The organism is Salimicrobium flavidum (assembly GCF_900156645.1).
GTDB classification, from domain to species: Bacteria; Bacillota; Bacilli; order Bacillales; family Halobacillaceae; genus Salimicrobium; species Salimicrobium flavidum.
Window position 1 is genome coordinate 288363 of the sequence record NZ_FTOC01000002.1, and the last position, 19645, is coordinate 308007.

18 protein-coding genes are annotated in these 19645 nt (G+C 48.9%); 14 read left to right on the top strand and 4 right to left on the bottom strand.

Annotated elements, in window-relative coordinates; genetic code table 11:
• The first annotated feature begins 9 nt into the window (after positions 1–9).
• Positions 10–318: a phasin family protein gene (locus BW944_RS04655; RefSeq protein WP_084193623.1), complete on the top strand. Its 309-nt coding sequence runs from the start codon at positions 10–12 to the stop codon at positions 316–318.
• Positions 319–575: 257 nt separating this feature from the next.
• Here BW944_RS04655 and BW944_RS04660 read toward each other — a convergent pair whose 3' ends face one another.
• Positions 576–2372: a methyl-accepting chemotaxis protein gene (locus BW944_RS04660; RefSeq protein ID WP_076557213.1), complete on the bottom strand. Its 1797-nt coding sequence runs from the start codon at positions 2370–2372 to the stop codon at positions 576–578.
• A gap of 184 nt (positions 2373–2556) precedes the next feature.
• Between BW944_RS04660 and BW944_RS04665 the strand changes: the two genes are divergently transcribed.
• The 3 genes from BW944_RS04665 (at position 2557) to BW944_RS04675 (ending at position 4724) form a co-directional block, all read left to right on the top strand.
• The gene (locus BW944_RS04665; RefSeq protein ID WP_076557215.1) at positions 2557–3891 is read left to right on the top strand and encodes a sodium-dependent transporter; all 1335 of its coding nucleotides are present in this window, start codon (positions 2557–2559) and stop codon (positions 3889–3891) included.
• Positions 3892–4034: 143 nt separating this feature from the next.
• Entirely contained in the window at positions 4035–4340 is a 306-nt protein-coding gene (locus BW944_RS04670) for a YwdI family protein (protein WP_076557217.1), read from the top strand.
• 15 nt (positions 4341–4355) lie between these two features.
• Positions 4356–4724, top strand: coding sequence for a DUF423 domain-containing protein (locus BW944_RS04675; protein WP_076557220.1), 369 nt, complete (start codon positions 4356–4358; stop codon positions 4722–4724).
• A gap of 120 nt (positions 4725–4844) precedes the next feature.
• On the opposite strand, the gene hemQ is transcribed toward BW944_RS04675, so the two are convergent.
• Complete coding sequence (gene hemQ, locus BW944_RS04680; RefSeq protein ID WP_076557222.1) at positions 4845–5585, bottom strand: hydrogen peroxide-dependent heme synthase; 741 nt, start codon at positions 5583–5585, stop codon at positions 4845–4847.
• Between the two features lie 250 nt (positions 5586–5835).
• On the opposite strand from hemQ, the gene pta reads away from it, so the two are divergent.
• Positions 5836–6810: a phosphate acetyltransferase gene (pta, locus tag BW944_RS04685; RefSeq protein ID WP_076557224.1), complete on the top strand. Its 975-nt coding sequence runs from the start codon at positions 5836–5838 to the stop codon at positions 6808–6810.
• Positions 6811–7015: 205 nt separating this feature from the next.
• Here pta and BW944_RS04690 read toward each other — a convergent pair whose 3' ends face one another.
• Entirely contained in the window at positions 7016–7828 is an 813-nt protein-coding gene (locus BW944_RS04690) for a lipoate--protein ligase family protein (protein WP_076557226.1), read from the bottom strand.
• Between the two features lie 165 nt (positions 7829–7993).
• Here BW944_RS04690 and BW944_RS04695 point away from each other — a divergent pair, with 165 nt between their 5' ends.
• The 6 genes from BW944_RS04695 to argS all read left to right on the top strand — a co-directional run bounded on the left by BW944_RS04695 (position 7994) and on the right by argS (position 13343).
• Positions 7994–9301: an HD domain-containing protein gene (locus BW944_RS04695; protein ID WP_076557228.1), complete on the top strand. Its 1308-nt coding sequence runs from the start codon at positions 7994–7996 to the stop codon at positions 9299–9301.
• A complete protein-coding gene (locus BW944_RS04700) occupies positions 9301–9801 on the top strand; it encodes a YwgA family protein (protein WP_076557230.1) in 501 nt (166 codons plus the stop codon). Before BW944_RS04695 ends, BW944_RS04700 begins: the two co-directional genes overlap by 1 nt.
• 70 nt (positions 9802–9871) lie before the next feature.
• Entirely contained in the window at positions 9872–10210 is a 339-nt protein-coding gene (locus BW944_RS04705; RefSeq protein ID WP_076557232.1) for a YolD-like family protein, read from the top strand.
• 535 nt (positions 10211–10745) lie between these two features.
• Entirely contained in the window at positions 10746–11189 is a 444-nt protein-coding gene (locus BW944_RS04710) for a hypothetical protein (protein ID WP_076557234.1), read from the top strand.
• Between the two features lie 64 nt (positions 11190–11253).
• Positions 11254–11679, top strand: a complete 426-nt coding sequence (locus BW944_RS04715; RefSeq protein WP_076557236.1) for a YwiB family protein — start codon at positions 11254–11256, stop codon at positions 11677–11679.
• Positions 11676–13343 (top strand): arginine--tRNA ligase, encoded by a 1668-nt coding sequence (gene argS / locus BW944_RS04720; RefSeq protein WP_076557238.1) that lies wholly within the window; start codon positions 11676–11678, stop codon positions 13341–13343. Before BW944_RS04715 ends, argS begins: the two co-directional genes overlap by 4 nt.
• A 464-nt stretch (positions 13344–13807) precedes the next feature.
• Here argS and BW944_RS04725 read toward each other — a convergent pair whose 3' ends face one another.
• Entirely contained in the window at positions 13808–14983 is a 1176-nt protein-coding gene (locus BW944_RS04725; RefSeq protein ID WP_076557240.1) for a phospholipase D-like domain-containing protein, read from the bottom strand.
• 189 nt (positions 14984–15172) lie between these two features.
• On the opposite strand from BW944_RS04725, the gene BW944_RS04730 reads away from it, so the two are divergent.
• The 3 genes from BW944_RS04730 to BW944_RS04740 all read left to right on the top strand — a co-directional run bounded on the left by BW944_RS04730 (position 15173) and on the right by BW944_RS04740 (position 19639).
• Entirely contained in the window at positions 15173–17296 is a 2124-nt protein-coding gene (locus BW944_RS04730) for a (Fe-S)-binding protein (RefSeq protein ID WP_076557243.1), read from the top strand.
• Between the two features lie 307 nt (positions 17297–17603).
• Positions 17604–18791, top strand: a complete 1188-nt coding sequence (locus BW944_RS04735) for an acetyl-CoA C-acetyltransferase (RefSeq protein WP_076557245.1) — start codon at positions 17604–17606, stop codon at positions 18789–18791.
• A gap of 2 nt (positions 18792–18793) precedes the next feature.
• Complete coding sequence (locus BW944_RS04740) at positions 18794–19639, top strand: 3-hydroxybutyryl-CoA dehydrogenase (protein ID WP_076557247.1); 846 nt, start codon at positions 18794–18796, stop codon at positions 19637–19639.
• Positions 19640–19645 lie beyond the last annotated feature (6 nt).

Here is a 19645-nt window from a genome sequence, read left to right on the forward strand (position 1 = left end):
AGTTGAAGAATGATGGACAACTGGATGAAACGTGGTTTTTATTTAGGTATCGGAGCTGCTATCAGCGGCAAGGAACGGTTTGAGAAAATGGTTCAGGACATGGTCGATAAAGGTGAAATGACGCCGAAGGAAGCGAAATCGGTAATGGATGAATGGGTGAAAAAAGGCGAGTCCGCGGACAGGGACTGGAGCAACCAGACACGCGGAATGATGAAAAATCGTGTGAAAGAGCTCGGTTTCGTTCCGGAAGAGGACTACCGGGAACTTGAAGCCAGGGTTGCGCAGCTTGAAAAATTACACAGAGAACAGAACGAATAAGCAATCGAAAAAGAGCCCGGGACAAAAACTGCTTTTACGTATAAAAATCCGAACAAAGTTGTTCGGATTTTTATATACCTTCGTTTATGGGATGATTCATAAGAAAAACACGGAGACTCCTATGGGAACAGCACGAGCTGAAGCCGTGCCCATGGAAAGCGACGTGTTTTCCTTTGAATATTCGTTTTAGCATTTCTACCATACATTCTGTCCCAGACTTTTTTGTAGGAAATGATTTTCAATCAGGAAGGGAAAAGTCAGCTTGCCTGTTCTTTTGAATCGTCTTCTTCCTGATTCTCATCCTCTTGTTCTTTTTCATATGCTGATTCGTCCGTTTCGTCTTCCTGAGAATCAGCATCCGTATCCTCGAGCTGGAATTGTGCGACGAGACTGTTCAGTCTGCCCGACATGGCGGAGAGCTCTCCGGACCTGCGATTCACTTCTTCTATCGAATGATGGGACTGTTCTACGGAAGCGGTGGTCTCTTCTACACCGGCAGCCGCTTCTTCAGAGGAGGACGCGACACTTTCAATCGATTGGTTCATATCGGACGTACTCTCTTCGATACTTTCGAGGTTGGTGGAAATGACGTCGATCCCGGAGGCTATGTTTTTGATCGATGCTTGAATTTCTTCGAATGTGGCTCCAGTTTCCTCCATTTGTGTCGTTCCTTCTTCCACCTGTGTGTATCCGCTTGCAAGAGAGTCCGAGACTTCTCTCGATTCTGTCTGAATACCGTCCACCATACCGGTGATTTCACCGACGGAATTCGATACCTGCTCCGCCAGCTTACGCACTTCTTCAGCGACAACAGCGAAACCTTTTCCGTGTTCTCCGGCCCGGGCTGCTTCAATAGCTGCGTTCAATGCCAGGAGGTTTGTCTGATCCGCGATGTCCCGGATCACCTGGACGAGCTTCGATATTTCTCCGGACTGTTTATCCAGGCGATGGACGCGTTCGACGGCCTGGTGCATGACCGTATGGATATCCCTCATCTGTTTAACGGATTCGTCCATCAGTTCTTTGCCGTGGTTGGAGTTTTCGAGGACTACTTTTGCATCGTCCGAGACTTTGGAACTTTCTTCATTCGCTCCTTCGACTTTCTGAGAGAGGACAGTCATCATTTCAGAAAGGTTCGAGGCATCGGAGGCCTGCTGTTCTGAACTTGAAGACAACTCCTGCATCGTGGAGGCGATCTGTTCCGAGCCTTCTTTCACTTCGCCGGAGGACTGCTTCAGTTCTCTACTTTGTTCTTCGACCTGGTGCGAGAGCGTTGAGATTTCAGTGATCAGACGTTCCAGGTTCCCTTTCATCGTATTGATGGATGTACCGAGGTGACCGATTTCATCGTTGCCGTCGTAATCGAAGTTATCATGATACAGTTCCCCCTCGGAAATTTGGTCGGCCTTTTGTACGAGAGCATTCATGTTTCTTCTCACCTTACGTGATACGAGGAGCATCGTCACCGCTCCGGCTATCAGAGCGAGGAGACCCGCTGTTATAAGGGTGAGGAGCGTTAGTTGAATCGCGTTGTCAGCGGCGGAATTGGCGTTATCCATTTCGCTTTCGGCAGCAGTTTGCAGCGTTTCGAGTTCCTCGATCAGGTCGCCTCGAAGGGTCTGGATACGTGCCCGGGAGGCTTCGACAGCATCTTCATTACTGAGGTTGCCGACAATTTTGTTCAGAAACAGATCGTTCAGCTGGGAATCTATGTCCTGGACCGTGTTCATCGTTTCTTCATATTCCGTCCCTTCATAATAACCGGCGTACTCTTCCTGGAGCTGGTTGAAAGATTGGCGGCGCTCCTCGAATTCCTGGACATACGACTGGAGCGGGTTTTCTATGTAATCAGCGACCCGTATGTCTTTGGAACGGGTGAGAGAAGCCATGTCCGACACGTCTACTGCCGTCGTGCCTGTTTCACTGACACGTGTTACGTCTTCCCCGGCAGCCTGGAGCTGAAGGAATACGAGGACGATGGCTACGGCGAACAAAGCGATAGCGACGGTGAAGCCGGCACCATATTTCTTTCCGATACTCAAGTTTTTCCACATGTGCTCTTTTCCTCCTTCGAATCTTTAGAATTACATATAAATCCTACATAAGTCTTAGTATCGGCATACTTTTTTGAAAATTAATCCTCAGGGAGGAAGAAGTAGTTGAAATTGTCTGAAACATGTCGTAACAAGGGGAAATCTATGGTATGATGAGGCATATTTACTGTGGAGGAGGTTGGTTATGGCTCGTGAACAATGGGGAACGAAACTGGGATTCATGCTTGCAGCGATGGGATCGGCTGTAGGTCTTGGGAATATATGGCGCTTTTCCTTTGTCGCCGGTGAAAATGGCGGAGGCGCTTTTTTGCTATTATATCTCGTATTTGTATTTTTGATCGGAATTCCGCTTCTTTTGACGGAAGTGAGTATCGGCCGGAAAGCGAAAAGTGACGTAATCGGGTCTTATAAGACGCTGGCTCCGAGGACGCCTTGGTTCATGACCGGGTTCTTCGGCGTTTGCAGCGCATTTTTGATATTGAGTTTCTATGCTGTAGTAGCGGGGTGGGCCCTCTACTATTTCGTCAATTACGTGACCGGGAACTTTTTCCAGGCACCTGCAGAAGGCGGGTTTGAAGGTGCGTTCGGCGGCTTCATTTCACAAGGTTGGCAGCCGCTCTTCTGGTCTGCGTTATTCATGACGCTCACAATCATCATCGTGTTCAGCGGCGTGAAAAAAGGGATTGAAATGGCGAATAAAATATTTATGCCGTTGCTGGCTCTGCTTTTGATTATTCTTGCAGGCTTCAGTCTTTCGCTTGACGGGGCGATGGAAGGCCTTGCCTTTTTGTTTCAGCCGGACTGGTCTGCTTTGACGCAGCCATCCATCTATATTCAGGCACTGGGACAGGCATTTTTCTCACTCAGTCTTGGTATGGGCGCACTTCTTACATACGGAAGTTACCTTTCGGACGACAAACGATTGCCAAGTGCCGCGGTAGGCATCGGGCTGATGGATACGTTTTTTGCGGTCATCTCCGGACTGGTCATCTTTCCGGCAGTTTTCGCATTCAGTATCGATCCGACGTCCGGACCGCCGCTTGTGTTCATCACCTTGCCGTCCATTTTTGAACAGATGCCGCTCGGAGGAATAGCGGGGCTTCTCTTTTTCTTCGCGCTTTCGCTGGCGGCTTTATCCTCGGCTATTTCTATTCTGGAAGTTCCGACGGCTTACTTCATGCGTCTGTTCAACTGGACAAGGAAGAAATCGAGTGTGATTGTCGGCTCGATCATGTTCTTTCTTGGGATTTTCGTCTCCTTAGGGTTCGGAATCTGGGCGGATGTCACACCAATCGCTGACTTTAACATTCTTGATTCGATGGACTATATAGCTTCGAACATCTTCCTGCCGCTCGGCGGGTTATCGATGGCACTGTTCGTGGGCTGGTATTTCGCTAAGCCGACAGCCCTGAAAGCTGTAGACCTCAAGGATGATGTGTTCGGCAACGTGTGGTACGCGCTTGTGAAGTACCTGGTGCCAATCATGATCATCGTCATTTTCATCAGTAGTATCCAATAAACTAGAAGCCCTTTCCTGAAAAATGGAGAGGGCTTCTTTGCGGGAACCTTTTCGTACACTATCTTTATATTTTCTCGATTTTTTGTCATAGGTATCCGGAGGGGAATCATGATAAACTGTCAGAGGGAAAGGAAGTGTGACAAATGACAGTTTCCAATCAGCAACTATTGCAACGCATGAATAAAGAAGTAGAAGAAGCGCTGGCGAGTCACGGAGATTCCGCCCGTGTGAGGGAACATGTCCGTGCCGTGCAGCTTTTGTGCGACCTCGTTCTCGAGGAGGAAAAGACTTCTGCGCGGGAGGAAGCCTTTCAGCCTTCAGACAACAACTCGAAACCGACGGCCGCTGAAGTCCGTAAGATGATGGGCGAAGAACCGTCGAAGTCGAAGAGTACACAAAAAGATTCGTCAGATGAGGACGCTAACGGATCTTCCATTTTTGATTTTTGATAAGGAGGACCTATAATGAAATTATTTCTGATATTGGGTGCTATCAACGGTTTTCTGGCCGTTGCACTCGGGGCGTTCGGAGCACATGGACTGGAAAGCAGACTTTCGGAGAAAAGTATCGGTCAGTGGGAAAAAGCGGTGAACTACCAGATGTTCCATACGATGGCACTTTTCATAACGGCGCTGTTGCTGGGGAAAGGGGCGTCCGGAATGTTCACAGGAGCCGGCTGGCTGTTTTTCGCAGGCATCCTTCTGTTTTCCGGAAGCCTTTATGTCTATGCTTTGACCGGGGTGAAGACGCTCGCTATGATTACACCTTTTGGTGGTGTCGCTTTCCTCATCGGCTGGGTACTGCTCGGCTATGGAGCTTTGAAAGTGTTGTGACGATTAATAGAAAATGGATGAAGGAGCAGCTGGACGGGAGAATCCGTTTAGCTGTTTTTTTCTGCACGTTTATGGATATGAAAAACCCCGGACTGCTCTGTGCAGACCGGGGACACCACTTTATATTCCGAAGAACGTTTCGGCTTTTTCATTCGTAAGCAGATTCCCGACGTAAAAGGAACCGAAATCCCCGTACCGGGAAGTGACTTCATCGAAACGCATTTCATAGACGAGCTTCTTGAACTGAAGCGCGTCGTGAGCGAACAGCGTCACGCCCCATTCCCAGTCATCGAGACCGATGGAGCCGCTGATGAACTGGCGGATTTTTCCGGCGTACTGACGTCCGGTCATCCCGTGTTCGTACATGAGCTTGGCGCGCTCATCCTTTTCAAGCACGTACCAGTTGTCGTTGCCCTCGCGGCGTTTGTCCATAGGATAGAAGCAGACATGCTCCCATTTCGGAAGTTTCGGCTTGAGGCGGCCTTCGATTTCCGGGTCTTCCGGGTTCTGCTCGCCACCCATGTAATTGGAGAGTTCGATGACAGAAACGTAGGAATACGCTGGAGTCATGAATTCCGCGAGTTTTGATTTATTGAAAGCCGTTTCGACGTCATTGAGTTCGTCCACGGTCGGACGCAGAATCATCATCATGAGATCCGCTTTCTGACCGACGATCGTATACACAGCGTGGCTTCCTTCACGGTCGTCTTCTTTCGCTTCCCATGTTTCCATCAACGCCTGAAACTCATTGATGGCCTGCTGACGCTCTTCGGTGCTGGCATACTTCCATGATGTCCAATCCATGGTACGGAAATCATGAAGTGCGTACCAGCCATCCATTGTCACTACCGGTTCTGGCATAATCGAATCGCTCCTTTTTACATAAATAGTCCTTAATTTATCCTTCTTCAATATAACATACCTGTTTTCTATGGGCATGTGAAGTATGTTCGAACCGGTTATTTTTCCGATTTTTGTCACATATGCTAAAGGAAGATAGGGAATAAGAAAATTGGAACCGTTTGCTTCCTTAAAGTCGTTGTTTATTGCTTTTCTTTTTGCAAGGGAGGTTTTATCATATGGTACAGAGTTCTAAACAGGAGGGATACACATGAGTGATCTTTTTGATACATTGAAAGGCAAAATTGAAGGGCAGAATAAGCGTATCGTTTTTCCGGAAGCGCTGGATGAGAGAATTCTCACAGCCGCCAGTAAGCTCGGAGCGGAAGGGTACGTTCAGCCTGTATTAGTCGGAAACGAGGAAGAAGTGAAACAGAAAGCGGAGTCGTTCGGTGTGGATGTCAGTAATGCGACCATCGCGGATCCGGAGAATTATGAAAAGCTTGAGACAATGGTCGAGAGTTTCGTGGAACGCCGGAAAGGCAAAGCGACGGAAGAGGACGCGCGTGAGATTCTGAAGAACGGCAACTATTTCGGTACGATGCTCGTCTATATGAATGAAGCGGACGGTCTTGTGAGTGGAGCGGCCCATTCCACGGCAGATACGGTACGTCCGGCTCTTCAGATCATCAAGACGAAAGAAGGCATCAAGAAGACCTCCGGTGTATTCGTCATGGTCCGTGACGAAGAGAAATATGTGTTCGCCGACTGCGCGATCAACATTTCTCCGGATAGTCAGGATCTAGCGGAAATCGCGATGGCCAGCTCAGAAACGGCGGCACTTTTCGATATCGATCCTCGTGTCGCTATGCTGAGCTTCTCCACGAAAGGTTCAGCGAAGTCGCCTGAGACGGAAAAAGTCGAGCAGGCGCTCGAAATCGTCAAAGCAAAGAATAGCGATCTCCTCATCGATGGAGAGTTCCAGTTCGATGCAGCATTCGTTCCGTCCGTCGCTGAAAAGAAAGCTCCCGGTTCTCCGCTGGAAGGGAAAGCGAACACGTTCATCTTCCCGAGTCTCGAAGCAGGGAATATCGGATACAAAATCGCTCAGCGTCTCGGCAATTTCGATGCGGTCGGACCCGTTCTCCAGGGGCTCAACCAGCCGGTGAACGATCTTTCCCGCGGCTGTAGCCCGGACGATGTGTACAAACTCGCCATCATTACGGCAGCCCAGTCCGTAGAATAATAAAAAAAGTGTGATGTCAGCCTCTACTCAGCTGATATCACACTTTTTTTATTTGGTCTGTTAAAGCCGGTAGTTGATTCCACCCGTAGAGAAAGAAATAACAATGAACGATAACAGAGCTTTTTTGTTACGGAGACGGTTTTTACGATAAACCGGAATAATTTACGACAAACAGCAATTTTTTACGATAAATACTACCTTAACTTCACATTTTTTCGTTTCGTTTGATCATCTGTTTCGTCCGTTTGTCGAGCCATTCTTCTTCCTGTTCCGTAAGTGGATAAGCGAGAAGCTCATCGCTGTATTCATGTAGTTTATTTTTGATGCGGTCCGTGATCTTCTGTATCGTCAGCGATTCCTCGAGCAGTTCATTCAGAGAAGCCATTACCGAAGGTTCGATGTCGGGGTAAGTGAATTTCGTTTCTTCACCTCTTTTGGCGATATCGTAAAACTCACGGATCAGCTGCGCCTGTTCTTCGCCGCTCCCGGTCACATCCAGGTAGACCTGTACAGCGAATCCTCCCTTGACCCGGCGCTGGGAAATACCTGCGAATTTCTTGCCTCCGATACTCAAGTCATAGTCTCCGGGACAGTAGGACTGCGTGATTTCATAGACGTCGATGTCAGTGTCGATGATCGAACGGATGAAATCGACCATGACATCATAGCCGCCGTGGATACTGACGTCTTTCGTTTCTTTATAAATGAGGGAAAGATTGAGCACGCCCTCATCAAGGACTACAGCCAGGCCTCCGGAATTACGGACGACGGTGTTGTATCCCTTTTTCTCCAAAAAATCGATCCCTTCCTGAATGTAGGGAAGCCGTGAATCGGGGATGCCGAGAACCACGGTTTTCGGATGAACCCACAAACGTGCTGTCGCCGGGCTGAGTCCGGCTCCGACAGAGGTTGCCAGCGTATCGTCATAAGCGAAAGATGGCAAAGCGGATGTGTAGACGTCCGGGTCGCTGTGGTCGACGATCCGGTACGAGGGCTGATGCAATATCGATAGCGTCATGGATGGGTCTCCTTTTTCATGTAAACTGCCATCATTATAGCAAAAATTTTTTCTCTCTGCCGGATGGAGAGGAGGAGCGGACTCCACGTGCCTCCCCTGTTGTCAAGACGTTTTTTTCCATGCGGAAAGAGGATATACTGAACAAAAAGGGAATGGAGCAGACCAATGACTTATCGCGATGAAAAACTGGAAGAAGAAAAGGTGTTCAAAGATCCGGTCCACCGTTACATCCATGTGCGGGACCGTGTTATATGGGATCTGATCGGTACGCGTGAGTTCCAGAGACTGCGCCGCGTGAAGCAGCTTGGAACGACGTATCTGACATTCCATGGAGCGGAGCACAGCCGCTTCAGTCATTCTCTCGGCGTGTATGAAATCATCAGAAGGATCTTAGAGAATTTCCATGACCGGGACAATTGGAATGAAGAAGAGCGATTGTTGTGCTTGTGTGCGGCTCTATTGCATGACCTCGGGCATGGACCGTTTTCCCACTCGTTCGAAAAAGTGTTCAAGCTCGACCACGAGGATTATACGCAGGCGATTCTGCTCGGGGACACAGAAGTGAACCGGGTCCTGTCTCAAGTGGAACCAGGCTTCCCGAAGAAGGTGGCGGATGTCATCAATAAAACGTACTCCGATAAACTCGTCATCAGCCTGATTTCCAGTCAGATTGATGCCGATCGTATGGATTACCTGCAGCGCGATGCGTATTTCACCGGCGTCAGCTACGGGCATTTCGATATGGAGCGGATACTCCGGGTGATGCGGCCGATGGAGGACCAGGTCGTCATCAAAGAAAGTGGCATGCATGCCGTCGAAGACTACATAATGAGCCGTTATCAGATGTACTGGCAGATTTATTTCCATCCGGTGACCCGCAGTGCGGAAGTGATTTTGTCCAAAATCCTCCACCGGGCGAAGGAGTTGTATGAAGACGGTTATAAGTTCGAGCTCAAACCGTTGCATTTTCTCTCCTTTTTCGAAGAAGCTCCATCGCTCGAGGAATACCTGGGGCTGGATGAAAATGTCGTCATGTACTATTTTCAGATGTGGATGAGGGAGAAGGACCCTGTGTTGAGCGATTTATGCGAACGGTTCGTCAACCGGCGTCTGTTCAAATATATCGAATTCAACCCGAACCTGCAGATGAAAGAATGGCGGGAACTTTATGATTTATTTGAGGAAGCGGACATAAATCCGCGTTATTACCTGGAAGTCGATTCAAGCTCCGATCTCCCCTATGATTTTTATCGTCCGGGAGAAGAAGGGGAAAGACTGCCGATTCATCTGCTGCAGCCGAACGGGGCACTGAAGGAGCTCTCCCGTCTTTCTGAGATCGTCGAATCGATTTCCGGAAAGAAGCGTACGGATCATAAACTGTATTTTCCGGCTGATGAATTGGAACGGATGCCTGAAGATAGTGAAACGAAGCGGCGGATTCTGGGTATATTGTATGGCAAGGAGGAACAGTGATGTTAGAGAACCACGCAAAGCTGATGCATTTTTTCGATAGCTGTGATGAAGTGGTGGGACGGAAGCGTCTCCAGAAAATGGTGTACATTATGAAAAAGTGTGGAATCCGTTTTGAAGAACGGTATGAATTTCATTTTTACGGCCCTTATTCAGAGGAGCTTACCCTGCGGATCGAAGAAATGTGCAACCTCGGATTTCTTTCGGAAGCGATGGAAGAAAAGAAGAACTACTACCAGTATCGCTATCAACTGACAGAAGCGGGGGCGGATTTTCTATCCCATGCGGAGATCGACCGTCCGGTGCTCGACAACTATATCGATGCGATGAATGGAAAAAGCTCCCGGTTTCTTGAGCTGGTCTCGACGATGCTTTTTTTCGAGCACCTGCCGAAGGAGGAGATCGAGGAGAAAGTCTATACCGTGAAAAGCAAGCAGAATTACAAGCAGGAGGAAGTAGAGGAAGCTTGGACGTTTATTGAAGAGATGCGCTATGTTTCCTGAAAATTCCTTGTGCACAACAGACAGATATGTGGTATGATGAGAACAAACGTTCGTGTTCGGAGGGATGGAAATGAATCAGGAACCGAAAGATCGCGGGTCCGTTAAATGGACTTCACTTATGTTGCCGGAGCACGTCGACATGCTTCGGAATCTCTGGAAAGAGGATGAACGGGTCGAACAGGGCTGGATGGAAGAACAACAGGCGGCGAGTATCGATTTTGTGCTGAAGCACGCAATGAACGAAAAACTGCCGGTACGGGTCGAAGTCGGTACCGGGAGTGACCTGGAGATGTATGAAGTGATGCTCCTCGGTCTTCATAAACAGAACCAGTTCATTGAATGCCGTGATGTTCACAGTGGCGAATCGTTTATGCTTGCCTGGGCGGATATTACAGATGTGACGATGTAGCGTCACAAAATGTTCACTTTTTAAGGAGCTGCCCGTCTTGAAAAAATACGTGGGTGGTAATATATTTAAAATAGCATGGACAAATGCTTTTACTAGGACAGGAAGAGGACCGGCTGGCGGATCAGTCGGTCTTTTTTCTATGGTATGGGGGCTTTCGATAGCTGATGGCTGATTCAAAGAAGCCGCAGACAACCCCTTCTGTACCAGGCATCTGGTGTTTTTTTCGATCAGGTAGGAAGCCCGGATTGTAAACATTTTGGTCTGAGGAAAAACTCATGCTAGAATAGGTGAAGTGTAAATTGTGATCCAAGCAGTCCCATCAAAGAAAGATAAGAACGTCTTTCTTGTGATAGTCCTGCTTAGCTCAGAACTACTGATCGGAAGCTTCTACTTTTTATGATCCAGTTGCAGCTTCCAGAAGCCCGTGATCCAAGCAGTCCCATCAAAGAAAGGGAAGAACATCTTTCTGGTGATTGTTCTGCTTAGCTCAGACCTTCTGACCGGAAGCTTCCACTTTTAATGTAAAGGAGATTTTATGAATAAAAAATTATTGTGGATTCCCGCTACGTATGCGATTGTCATGGGAATTATTCTCGTTGCGACCTTGGGGTATTCGTTTACTCCGGTTCCTTACGAGCATTCGATCGAAGACAATACGTGGACGGTGACATATAAAGGGGAAACGTGGGAAGTCAGTGCCCAGGAGCACGTAAATGAAGCGCTGCCTGCTTCTCTTGCAAACAATCGCGAGCAGGCGCAGTGGACGAGGGATATCGTCGTTATCGGTGCCCTGTTGCCTTTCGTGCTTTTCGCTTTTCATAAAGAATATAGACCCTTCCGGAATAAAGTGCCTTACAAAGCTTATGTAGGTATTACGGCGGGGGTTCTTGTTCTTTACGGTGTATTCAGTATCAGCACGCATATGGGCATCCATGCGGAATTGAAAGAGACGATCGACTATTTACGGGGAGTATCTTGAGTTTTCCCCGGACTCTTTTTATAATGGATTAGTTATAGTTGGAACGAAAAGGAGCGAGTGCGGCATGACGAATATAGCTGTTACGTTGGAAACACATATCCGGGACGGTGCGGAATCCGAGCGGATGTCGTTGACGGAAAAAGGACGTTTTTTCAGAAAAGGGGATATGGACGTCGTGACGTTCAGAGAACACCCGGAAGATAGAGATCCTGTCGATACGATGGTGACGATCAAACCTGGTCATGTAAGTATCAAACGCTCCGGAGGCGTGGAGATGCGCCAGCTGTTTGAGCCGCAGGCAGAAACGCAGAATGCGTATGTGCACGAATATGGAAAGCTGTTCATGACGACGTGGACGGAAAATCTGGAGTATCAGGCTCCGGGAGAGAACGAAAGCGGAGAATTGTTCATTGAATATCAGCTGACGGTCAATGACGATGTGACGCAGAAACATCAACTGAAATTAACGCTGGAGGAGGACTCGGAATGAACATTGCAGAGAAGACGGAAGCGAAAATCAAAGAGGAAATCGTACGTGCGGTGAAATCGGCGGGTCTGGCTTCTGAAGAGGAAATCCCCGGGGTGGTCTTAGAACAGCCGAAGGACAAACAGCACGGCGACTATGCGACGAACATGGCTATGCAACTGGCCCGGGTAGCAAAGAAGAACCCTCGCCAAATTGCGGAGGATATCATCGAACACTTTGATAAATCCAAGGCTTCCATCGAAGAAATGGAAATCGCCGGTCCCGGTTTCATAAATTTCCGGATGGATAATACGTATCTCGCAGAACTCGTGTCTTCTATCCTTGAAGAGAAAGAGGGATATGGAAAGCGCGAAGGGAAGCGTGGAGAACGTATTCAGGTGGAGTTCGTGTCCGCCAATCCGACAGGTACTCTTCACCTTGGTCACGCCCGTGGAGCGGCGATCGGAGACGCGTTGTGTAATATCATGGACGCTGCCGGGTATGATGTGGAAAGGGAATACTACATCAACGACGCCGGAAGCCAGATCACCAAGCTTGCTTATTCGGTCGAAGCCCGCTACATGCAGGCGCTCGGCAAAGAATGGGCTATGCCGGAAGACGGGTACCAGGGTCCGGATATCGTCGAACTCGGAAAGCAATTGGCCGAGGAGGAAGCCGACAAATGGGCAGAGGCCTCTGAACAGGAGCGTCATCGTCACTTCCGTCAGTCCGGCCTTCGCTATGCTCTTTCCAAAATCGAGAAGGATCTCAGTGATTTCCGCGTCCCGTTCGATGAGTGGTTTTCGGAAACGTCCCTTTACGAAGAAAACAGTATCGAAGCGGCGATCGAAGTACTGAAAGAAAAGGATCTTGTATATGAAGAAGAAGGGGCGACATGGTTCAAAACGACGGAGTACGGAGATGACAAAGACCGCGTTCTTGTGAAGAACGATGGAACGTACACGTACTTAGCGCCTGATATCGCGTATCATAAAAATAAGCTGGACCGTGGATTTGATACACTGATCAATATTTGGGGAGCCGATCACCATGGCTATATTCCACGTATGACGGCGGCTATCCAGGCCCTTGGCTATGGCAAAGATACACTTGAAGTGGAAATCATCCAGATGGTGAACCTTTTCCAAAATGGAGAAAAAGTGAAGATGAGTAAACGTACCGGCAAAGCTGTCACATTGCGTGAACTGATGGACGAAGTCGGCGTGGACGCTATGCGTTATTTCTTCGCGATGCGTTCTAGTGATTCTCATCTCGATTTTGATATCGATCTGGCTCGTTCCGAATCGAACGAAAACCCGGTCTATTATATCCAGTACGCCCACGCGCGGATTACGACGATGCTGCAGCAGGCTAAGGAAAAAGGTCTTTATTCGGATGAGTTCGACGGGTCGCTGCTTACGGCGGAGAAAGAAATCGATCTGCTGAAGCGTCTCGGCGAATTCCCGCAAATCGTAGAAGACGCAGCTGTGAACCGCACACCGCACCGTGTCACACAGTATGCTTTCGATCTTGCATCCAATCTGCACAGCTTCTACAATGCTGAGAAAGTACTTGATGCTGAGCATCCGGCACGTACGGCTTCCAGGATCAAATTGATGGAAGCAGTGAAGCAGACGCTCCGGAACGCCCTCGCCCTTGTAGGCGTAGAAGCCCCGGAGAAAATGTAGGAAGAAAAGCGGAATTACCCTGTTTAGAAGCGTTGGCATAAGCAGGGAGCTTACTTTTTGGGTGACCTTTCCCGAAAATAAGATTTCTGCTTATGACATGAGCTTCTGGGTAATGCAGCTGGATCAAGAAAAGTGAAGTCGCCCGTTCAGAAATACTGGCATAAGTAGAACGGTCAGATGAAAGGTGGTCTTTCTTTTTTCTGATCCGGGCTACTTATGACACGAATTTCTGGGTGACGTAACTAGACAAGAAAAGCGGAATTACCCCGTTTAGAAACACTCTCTGACAAGAAAAGCCTTATTTCATCACATTAATAGCGATGAAATAAGGCTTTTTTATTGTTTATTGAGATAAACCTGACCTTTTTTGAGACAAACCGTGAAAAAATTGAGATAAACCTGATTTTTTTGAGATAACCCATGAAAAAATTGAGATAAATCCACGTCTCGCCTCGCCTCTACAGTTACAGAACTCCTCTGAACGGTCTGGCCAACTGGATTTTCACTTTCGTACCGAAGGAAGGTGAAGCCGCTTCTTGTTTATCGAAATAAATGGAACTTTCGATGTCTTTGAAGTATTCATTACGCAAGTGCTGGACAAAAGCTTGATCAAAGATCGAAATATTGACCTCTTTGTTCAGGAACATGCTCCGTCTGTCGAAATTCGCAGTACCGATATCGGCTGCTTCCTGGTCCACCATGATGATTTTGGCGTGATAAAATCCGGCGTTATAATGATGCGCATGCGCTCCATTGAGGACGAGTTCCTGAAGATACGGTAGCCCCGCTTCTTTAACGAGAGCGTGATCACGCTTCAAAGGAAGCAGGATATGAAGCTTCACTCCCCGGTCGAGCGCGTCCAAAAGTTCTCGCTGGATTTTTTTCGAGGGAATGAAGTAAGGACTTCCGATCAGAATCTCTCTCTTCGCCCTTTTGATCATCGTAAGGAACGTATTCTCAGCACCGATCCCATCAAAAGCGACAATCTGAAAAGGATACTCTCCTCCTTCGCGATAAGAGACGGAAGGAAGAACCTCTCCGGTCGTATATGCCCAGTCGTCAAGAATGATGCGATGCAGATCACGGACGATGGAGCCCGTCAGGCGAAGGTGATAATCCCGCCAGTCGCTGAATTCCGAACTCTTACCGATATATTCCCTGCCTACATTGAAGCCGCCCACGTAGCCGATCGCCCCGTCTATGACTACCATCTTGCGGTGATTTCTCCGGTTCAGTGTATAGAAGAAAGAAGGGAATCTGGGGGTTTCCGCAAAGGAAACAGAGACTCCGGCTTTTTTCAGAGATCTGTATTCCCGTCGTAAAGGAGCGCTGACCATGCGATCGACAATCAGATGAACTTTTATCCCCTCTTCCGCCTTCATTTTCAGAAGGGAGAGAAATTTGAGGCTCACCTTATCCCGGCGGATCAGATAATAATAGACGTCAATCTGATCCTGGGCCTGAGAGACCTCCTCAAACAAATCTTCGAAAAGCGGAGAACCGTTTTTATAGAAACGGTAGTCTCCTTTCGTCGCTTCGAATGGCAGGGTCCTGTGATTCTTGCGATGCTCCCTTTTTCCTAACTGAACATCTAGCACGACCCATAAAATAAATGCAATGATGACTTTGATAACCCGCAACTCCACACCTCCAAAACTACCTTACCCGATTGTAACCGAAAAATGCTATCTACACATCCATCATAATCCACAAAGCCGGGAAGAAAAAAGCGAAAGTTGTTGACTGAATGCTCATTCATATTTATAGTATAGGTAACTGCAATATGAAAAGGGTTTCAAAACTCAAACAGAAAAAGAGGGGGAGAAGGAATGGATCCTTTACTGCTGGTCAACTGGCTGTTGTTCCTTGGAGTGACGATTTACGCTTTGTATTTGTTCGCGCGGGTCGTCCAGACAAGGATTGCGTATATCCGGATGGGGAAAAAATATGAATTCGACGGGAAGATCAAACGTCGTCTTCAGAAGATAGGAATCTATGTCTTCGGTCAGAAAAAATTATTGAAAGACAAAAAATCCGGAGCGATTCACGTGATGATGTTTTACGGGTTTATACTCGTCCAGTTCGGGGCGATCGATTTTATCTGGAAAGGACTTGCGCCTGATTCACACCTGCCGCTCGGGCCGTTGTATCCAGGTTTTACATTTTTCCAGGAGCTTGTAACGCTGACGATTCTCGTAGCGGTCGTGTGGGCATTCTACCGTCGCTACATAGAAAAACTCGTCCGCCTGAAGCGTGGCTTCAAAGCGGGGCTCGTCCTTATTTTCATCGGGACGTTGATGGTGACGGTCCTTGGCGGAAACGCGATGAACATCATCTGGCATGGCCATGAGCCTACTGTCTGGGAGCCGGTAGCGAGTTCGATCGCTTTCGCCTTTGGCTGGCTTCCTGAAACAGGCGCAGCAGCTGTATTTTTCGTCATGTGGTGGATCCACCTGATCGCGCTGCTGTCCTTTCTCGTGTATGTACCACAGTCGAAGCACGCACACCTTATCGCTGCACCAGTCAACGTCTTCCTCAGCCGTGAGGACGCACCAGGCAAATTGAAACCTATCGATTTCGATATGGATGAGGAGACGGACGAGGAAGAAGTGTCCTTCGGTGTAGGAAAAGTGGAAGAATTCGATCAGAAACAGATGGTCGACCTGTATGCCTGTGTGGAATGCGGACGCTGTACCGATGTCTGCCCGGCTTCAGGCTCAGGGAAGATGCTGTCACCGATGGACCTGCTCGTGAAGATCCGTGATCACCTCACGGAAAAAGGGGCTGCCGTAACCGGACGCGAAGCATGGGTGCCATCCTATGCATTTTCCGGTACGGAAGGAAACATGCTCGCTTCGATGGCCAACGGTGAACAGAATGACGCCGTTGATCGTGTGAACGAAACGAACCTGATCGGCGACGTCATCACGGAGGAAGAACTTTGGGCGTGTACCACATGCCGGAACTGTGAAGATGCCTGCCCGGTCATGAACGAACACGTCGATAAGATCATCGACCTGCGCCGCTATCTCGTTATGACCGAAGGGAAGATGGACCCGGATGGTCAGCGCGCGCTGACGAATATCGAACGCCAGGGGAACCCTTGGGGACTCTCGAAGAAAGAACGCGAAAACTGGCGTGACCTTGACGAGGAAGCGTACATCCCTACAGTGAAAGAGCTTCAGAAAGAAGGCGAAGATTTCGAATACCTCTTCTGGGTAAGTTCGATGGGGTCGTACGACAACCGCAGTCAAAAAATCGCAATGGCTTTCGCCAAGCTTATGAACGAAGCTGGTATCAAGTTCGCAATTCTCGGAAACAAAGAACAGAACTCCGGAGACACGGCCCGCCGCATGGGTAACGAGTTCCTGTTCCAGGAGCTTGCCGAGAAGAATATCAAAGAGTTCGAAAAATACGATGTGAAGAAGATCATTACGATCGATCCGCACGCCTTCAACATTTTCAAGAATGAATATCCGGACTTCGGATTCGAAGCGGAAATCTATCACCACACGGAAATGCTGGCGAAATGGCTCGAGGAAGGCAGGCTGAAACCGGAAACTCCGGTGAATGAAAAAATTACGTATCATGACAGCTGCTACCTCGGACGCTATAACGAAGTGTATCAGCCGCCGCGTGAAGTACTGGAGATGATTCCGGGTGTCGAAGTCGTCGAAATGAAACGGAACCGCTCCAACGGCATGTGCTGCGGCGCCGGTGGCGGGATGATGTGGATGGAAGAGAAATCCGGAAACCGCGTCAACGAGGCCCGTACCGAACAGGCACTGGAAGTAGAACCGACGATGATCTCGAGTGGCTGTCCGTTCTGCCTGACGATGCTGTCTGACGGGACGAAAGCGAAAGAAGTCGAAGAAACCGTAAGCACGATGGATATCGCGGAAATCCTCGCGAAATCTATCTTTGATAAAGAAAAAGCGGAAGCATCCGCTTAGAAACTTCTCCTGTGAGAAAACGTGAGACGTTCATGGTAGAAAATCGGCTTGAACGTAGGGAAAAATGATTTTCCCCTACATTCAGCACCATTTGAAAGCCGTGAACGTCTCATAACTTTTTAAAATGCGACGTTCAGCCGGGGACAACCGCCATGAACGTCGCAAAAACAAAATGAACTCAAAAAAAATGAGGAAAACAGTGGAAAGTGTACAGAAAGTTTTGTACACTTTCCTTATGGAAGAAAATTGAGCGAGCGTTCGATAGACATTTTTTGAAAGCGTTATCACACTAAAGGAGGAAACAGGTATGACGAAAACAGTGATCGTCGAAGGTGCACGTACCGCGTTTGGAAAATTAGGAGGAAGCCTCTCATCTTTATCCGCTTCCGAACTCGGAGGAAAAGTGATCGCAGAAGCCATGCAGCGCGCCGGGGTAGAAGGCAAAGATATCGGTGAAGTGATTATGGGAACGGTTCTGCAGGGAGGCCAGGGTCAACTGCCGTCACGTCAGGCCGCCCGGAATGCAGGCATTCCCTGGCACGTGAAGACGGAAACGGTCAATAAAGTGTGTGCGTCCGGCATGCGTAGTGTGACGATGGCCGATCAGTTCATCCGTCTCGGGGAAGAGGAACTCATTGTTGCAGGCGGAATGGAAAGTATGAGCAGCGCTCCATATTTCATGCCGAAAGCGAGATTCGGTTTCCGCATGGGAGACGGTGCTGTAAAAGATATGATGATTCACGACGGTCTGACCTGTTCCTTTGAAGGAGTGCATATGGGCTCTTACGGAAATCGTACAGCGAACAACCACGACATCTCGAGAGAAGCCCAGGACGAATGGGCGGCACGCAGTCATCATCTCGCCGGCAAAGCGATTGAATCCGGAGTATTGAAAGAGGAGATCGTCCCCGTCGATGTACCTCAACGTAAAGGGGATCCGATTTCTGTTGATACAGACGAAGCTCCGCGCCTGGATACGACGGTGGAGCGTCTCCAGAAATTGAAGCCCGCTTTCGATTCGGACGGCACGATTACAGCCGGTAATGCGCCGGGTGTCAACGACGGTGCCTGTGCCGTGGTATTGATGAGCGATGAAAAAGCGAAACAGGCCAACCTAAAACCGCTCGCGACGATTCTTGCTCACGATGAAGTGGCCGTGGAAGCTCAGGATTTCCCGGAAACGCCGGGACTCGTCATCAACAAACTGCTCGAAAAGTCAGGGAAAACGCTCGATGATATCGACCTTTTCGAAGTGAATGAAGCGTTTGCTGCCGTATCACTCGCCAGTGGGAAGATCGCCGGGCTCGACACGGAAAAAGTGAACGTAAACGGCGGAGCGGTCGCCCTCGGTCACCCGATCGGTGCGAGTGGAGCGAGAATCATCCTGACGCTCGCTTATGAACTTCGTCGTCGCGGCGGCGGACTCGGCATCGCAGCGATCTGCTCCGGCGGAGGCCAGGGCGATGCAGTCTTAATCGAAGTGGAGGGAGCGTAACCATGAAATACATTTTCGTCCTCGGTGCCGGTCAGATGGGCGCCGGAATCGCCCAAGTATTCGCAACGCACAACTTTTCCGTGAAACTGTTTGATGTAAATGAAGAAGCGCTGAAAAAAGGAATCGAAGGTATATATAAACGCCTGGATCGTTCCGTTGAAAAAGAACGGATGAGCCAGGAAGAAGCGGAGCAGGCGAAAGCGCATCTGGAAACCGCTTCGACGATGGAAGACGCCGCAGAATGCGATTTTGCGATTGAAGCTGTCGTCGAAAGTATGGATATCAAAGAAAAAGTGTTCCGTCAGCTCGATGACATCATGCCGGAGCACGCTATTCTTGCGACGAACACTTCTTCGCTTCCGATCACAGATATCGCAGCCGCCACGAACCGACCGTCCCAGGTGATCGGGATGCATTTCATGAACCCGGTTCCGGTCATGAAATTGGTGGAAGTCATCCGGGCGATCCAGACGAGTGACGATACGTATGAACGGGTCGAACAGCTGGCACAGCAGCTCGTGAAAACGCCGGTCGAAGTGAACGATTATCCCGGCTTCGTATCCAATCGGGTACTGATGCCGATGATCAACGAAGCGGTTTTCACCGTTTATGAAGGCGTGGCCTCGAAGGAAGATGTGGACACGGTCATGAAACTCGGCATGAATCATCCGATGGGACCGCTTGAACTGGCGGATTTCATCGGTCTCGACACATGTCTGTCGATTATGGAAATTCTTTACGACGGCTTCGGCGATTCGAAATATCGTCCGTGTCCGTTACTTAAGAAATATGTGGCTGCCGGCTGGCTCGGGAAGAAATCCGGACGCGGCTTCTACGTTTATGAATAGGGGAGA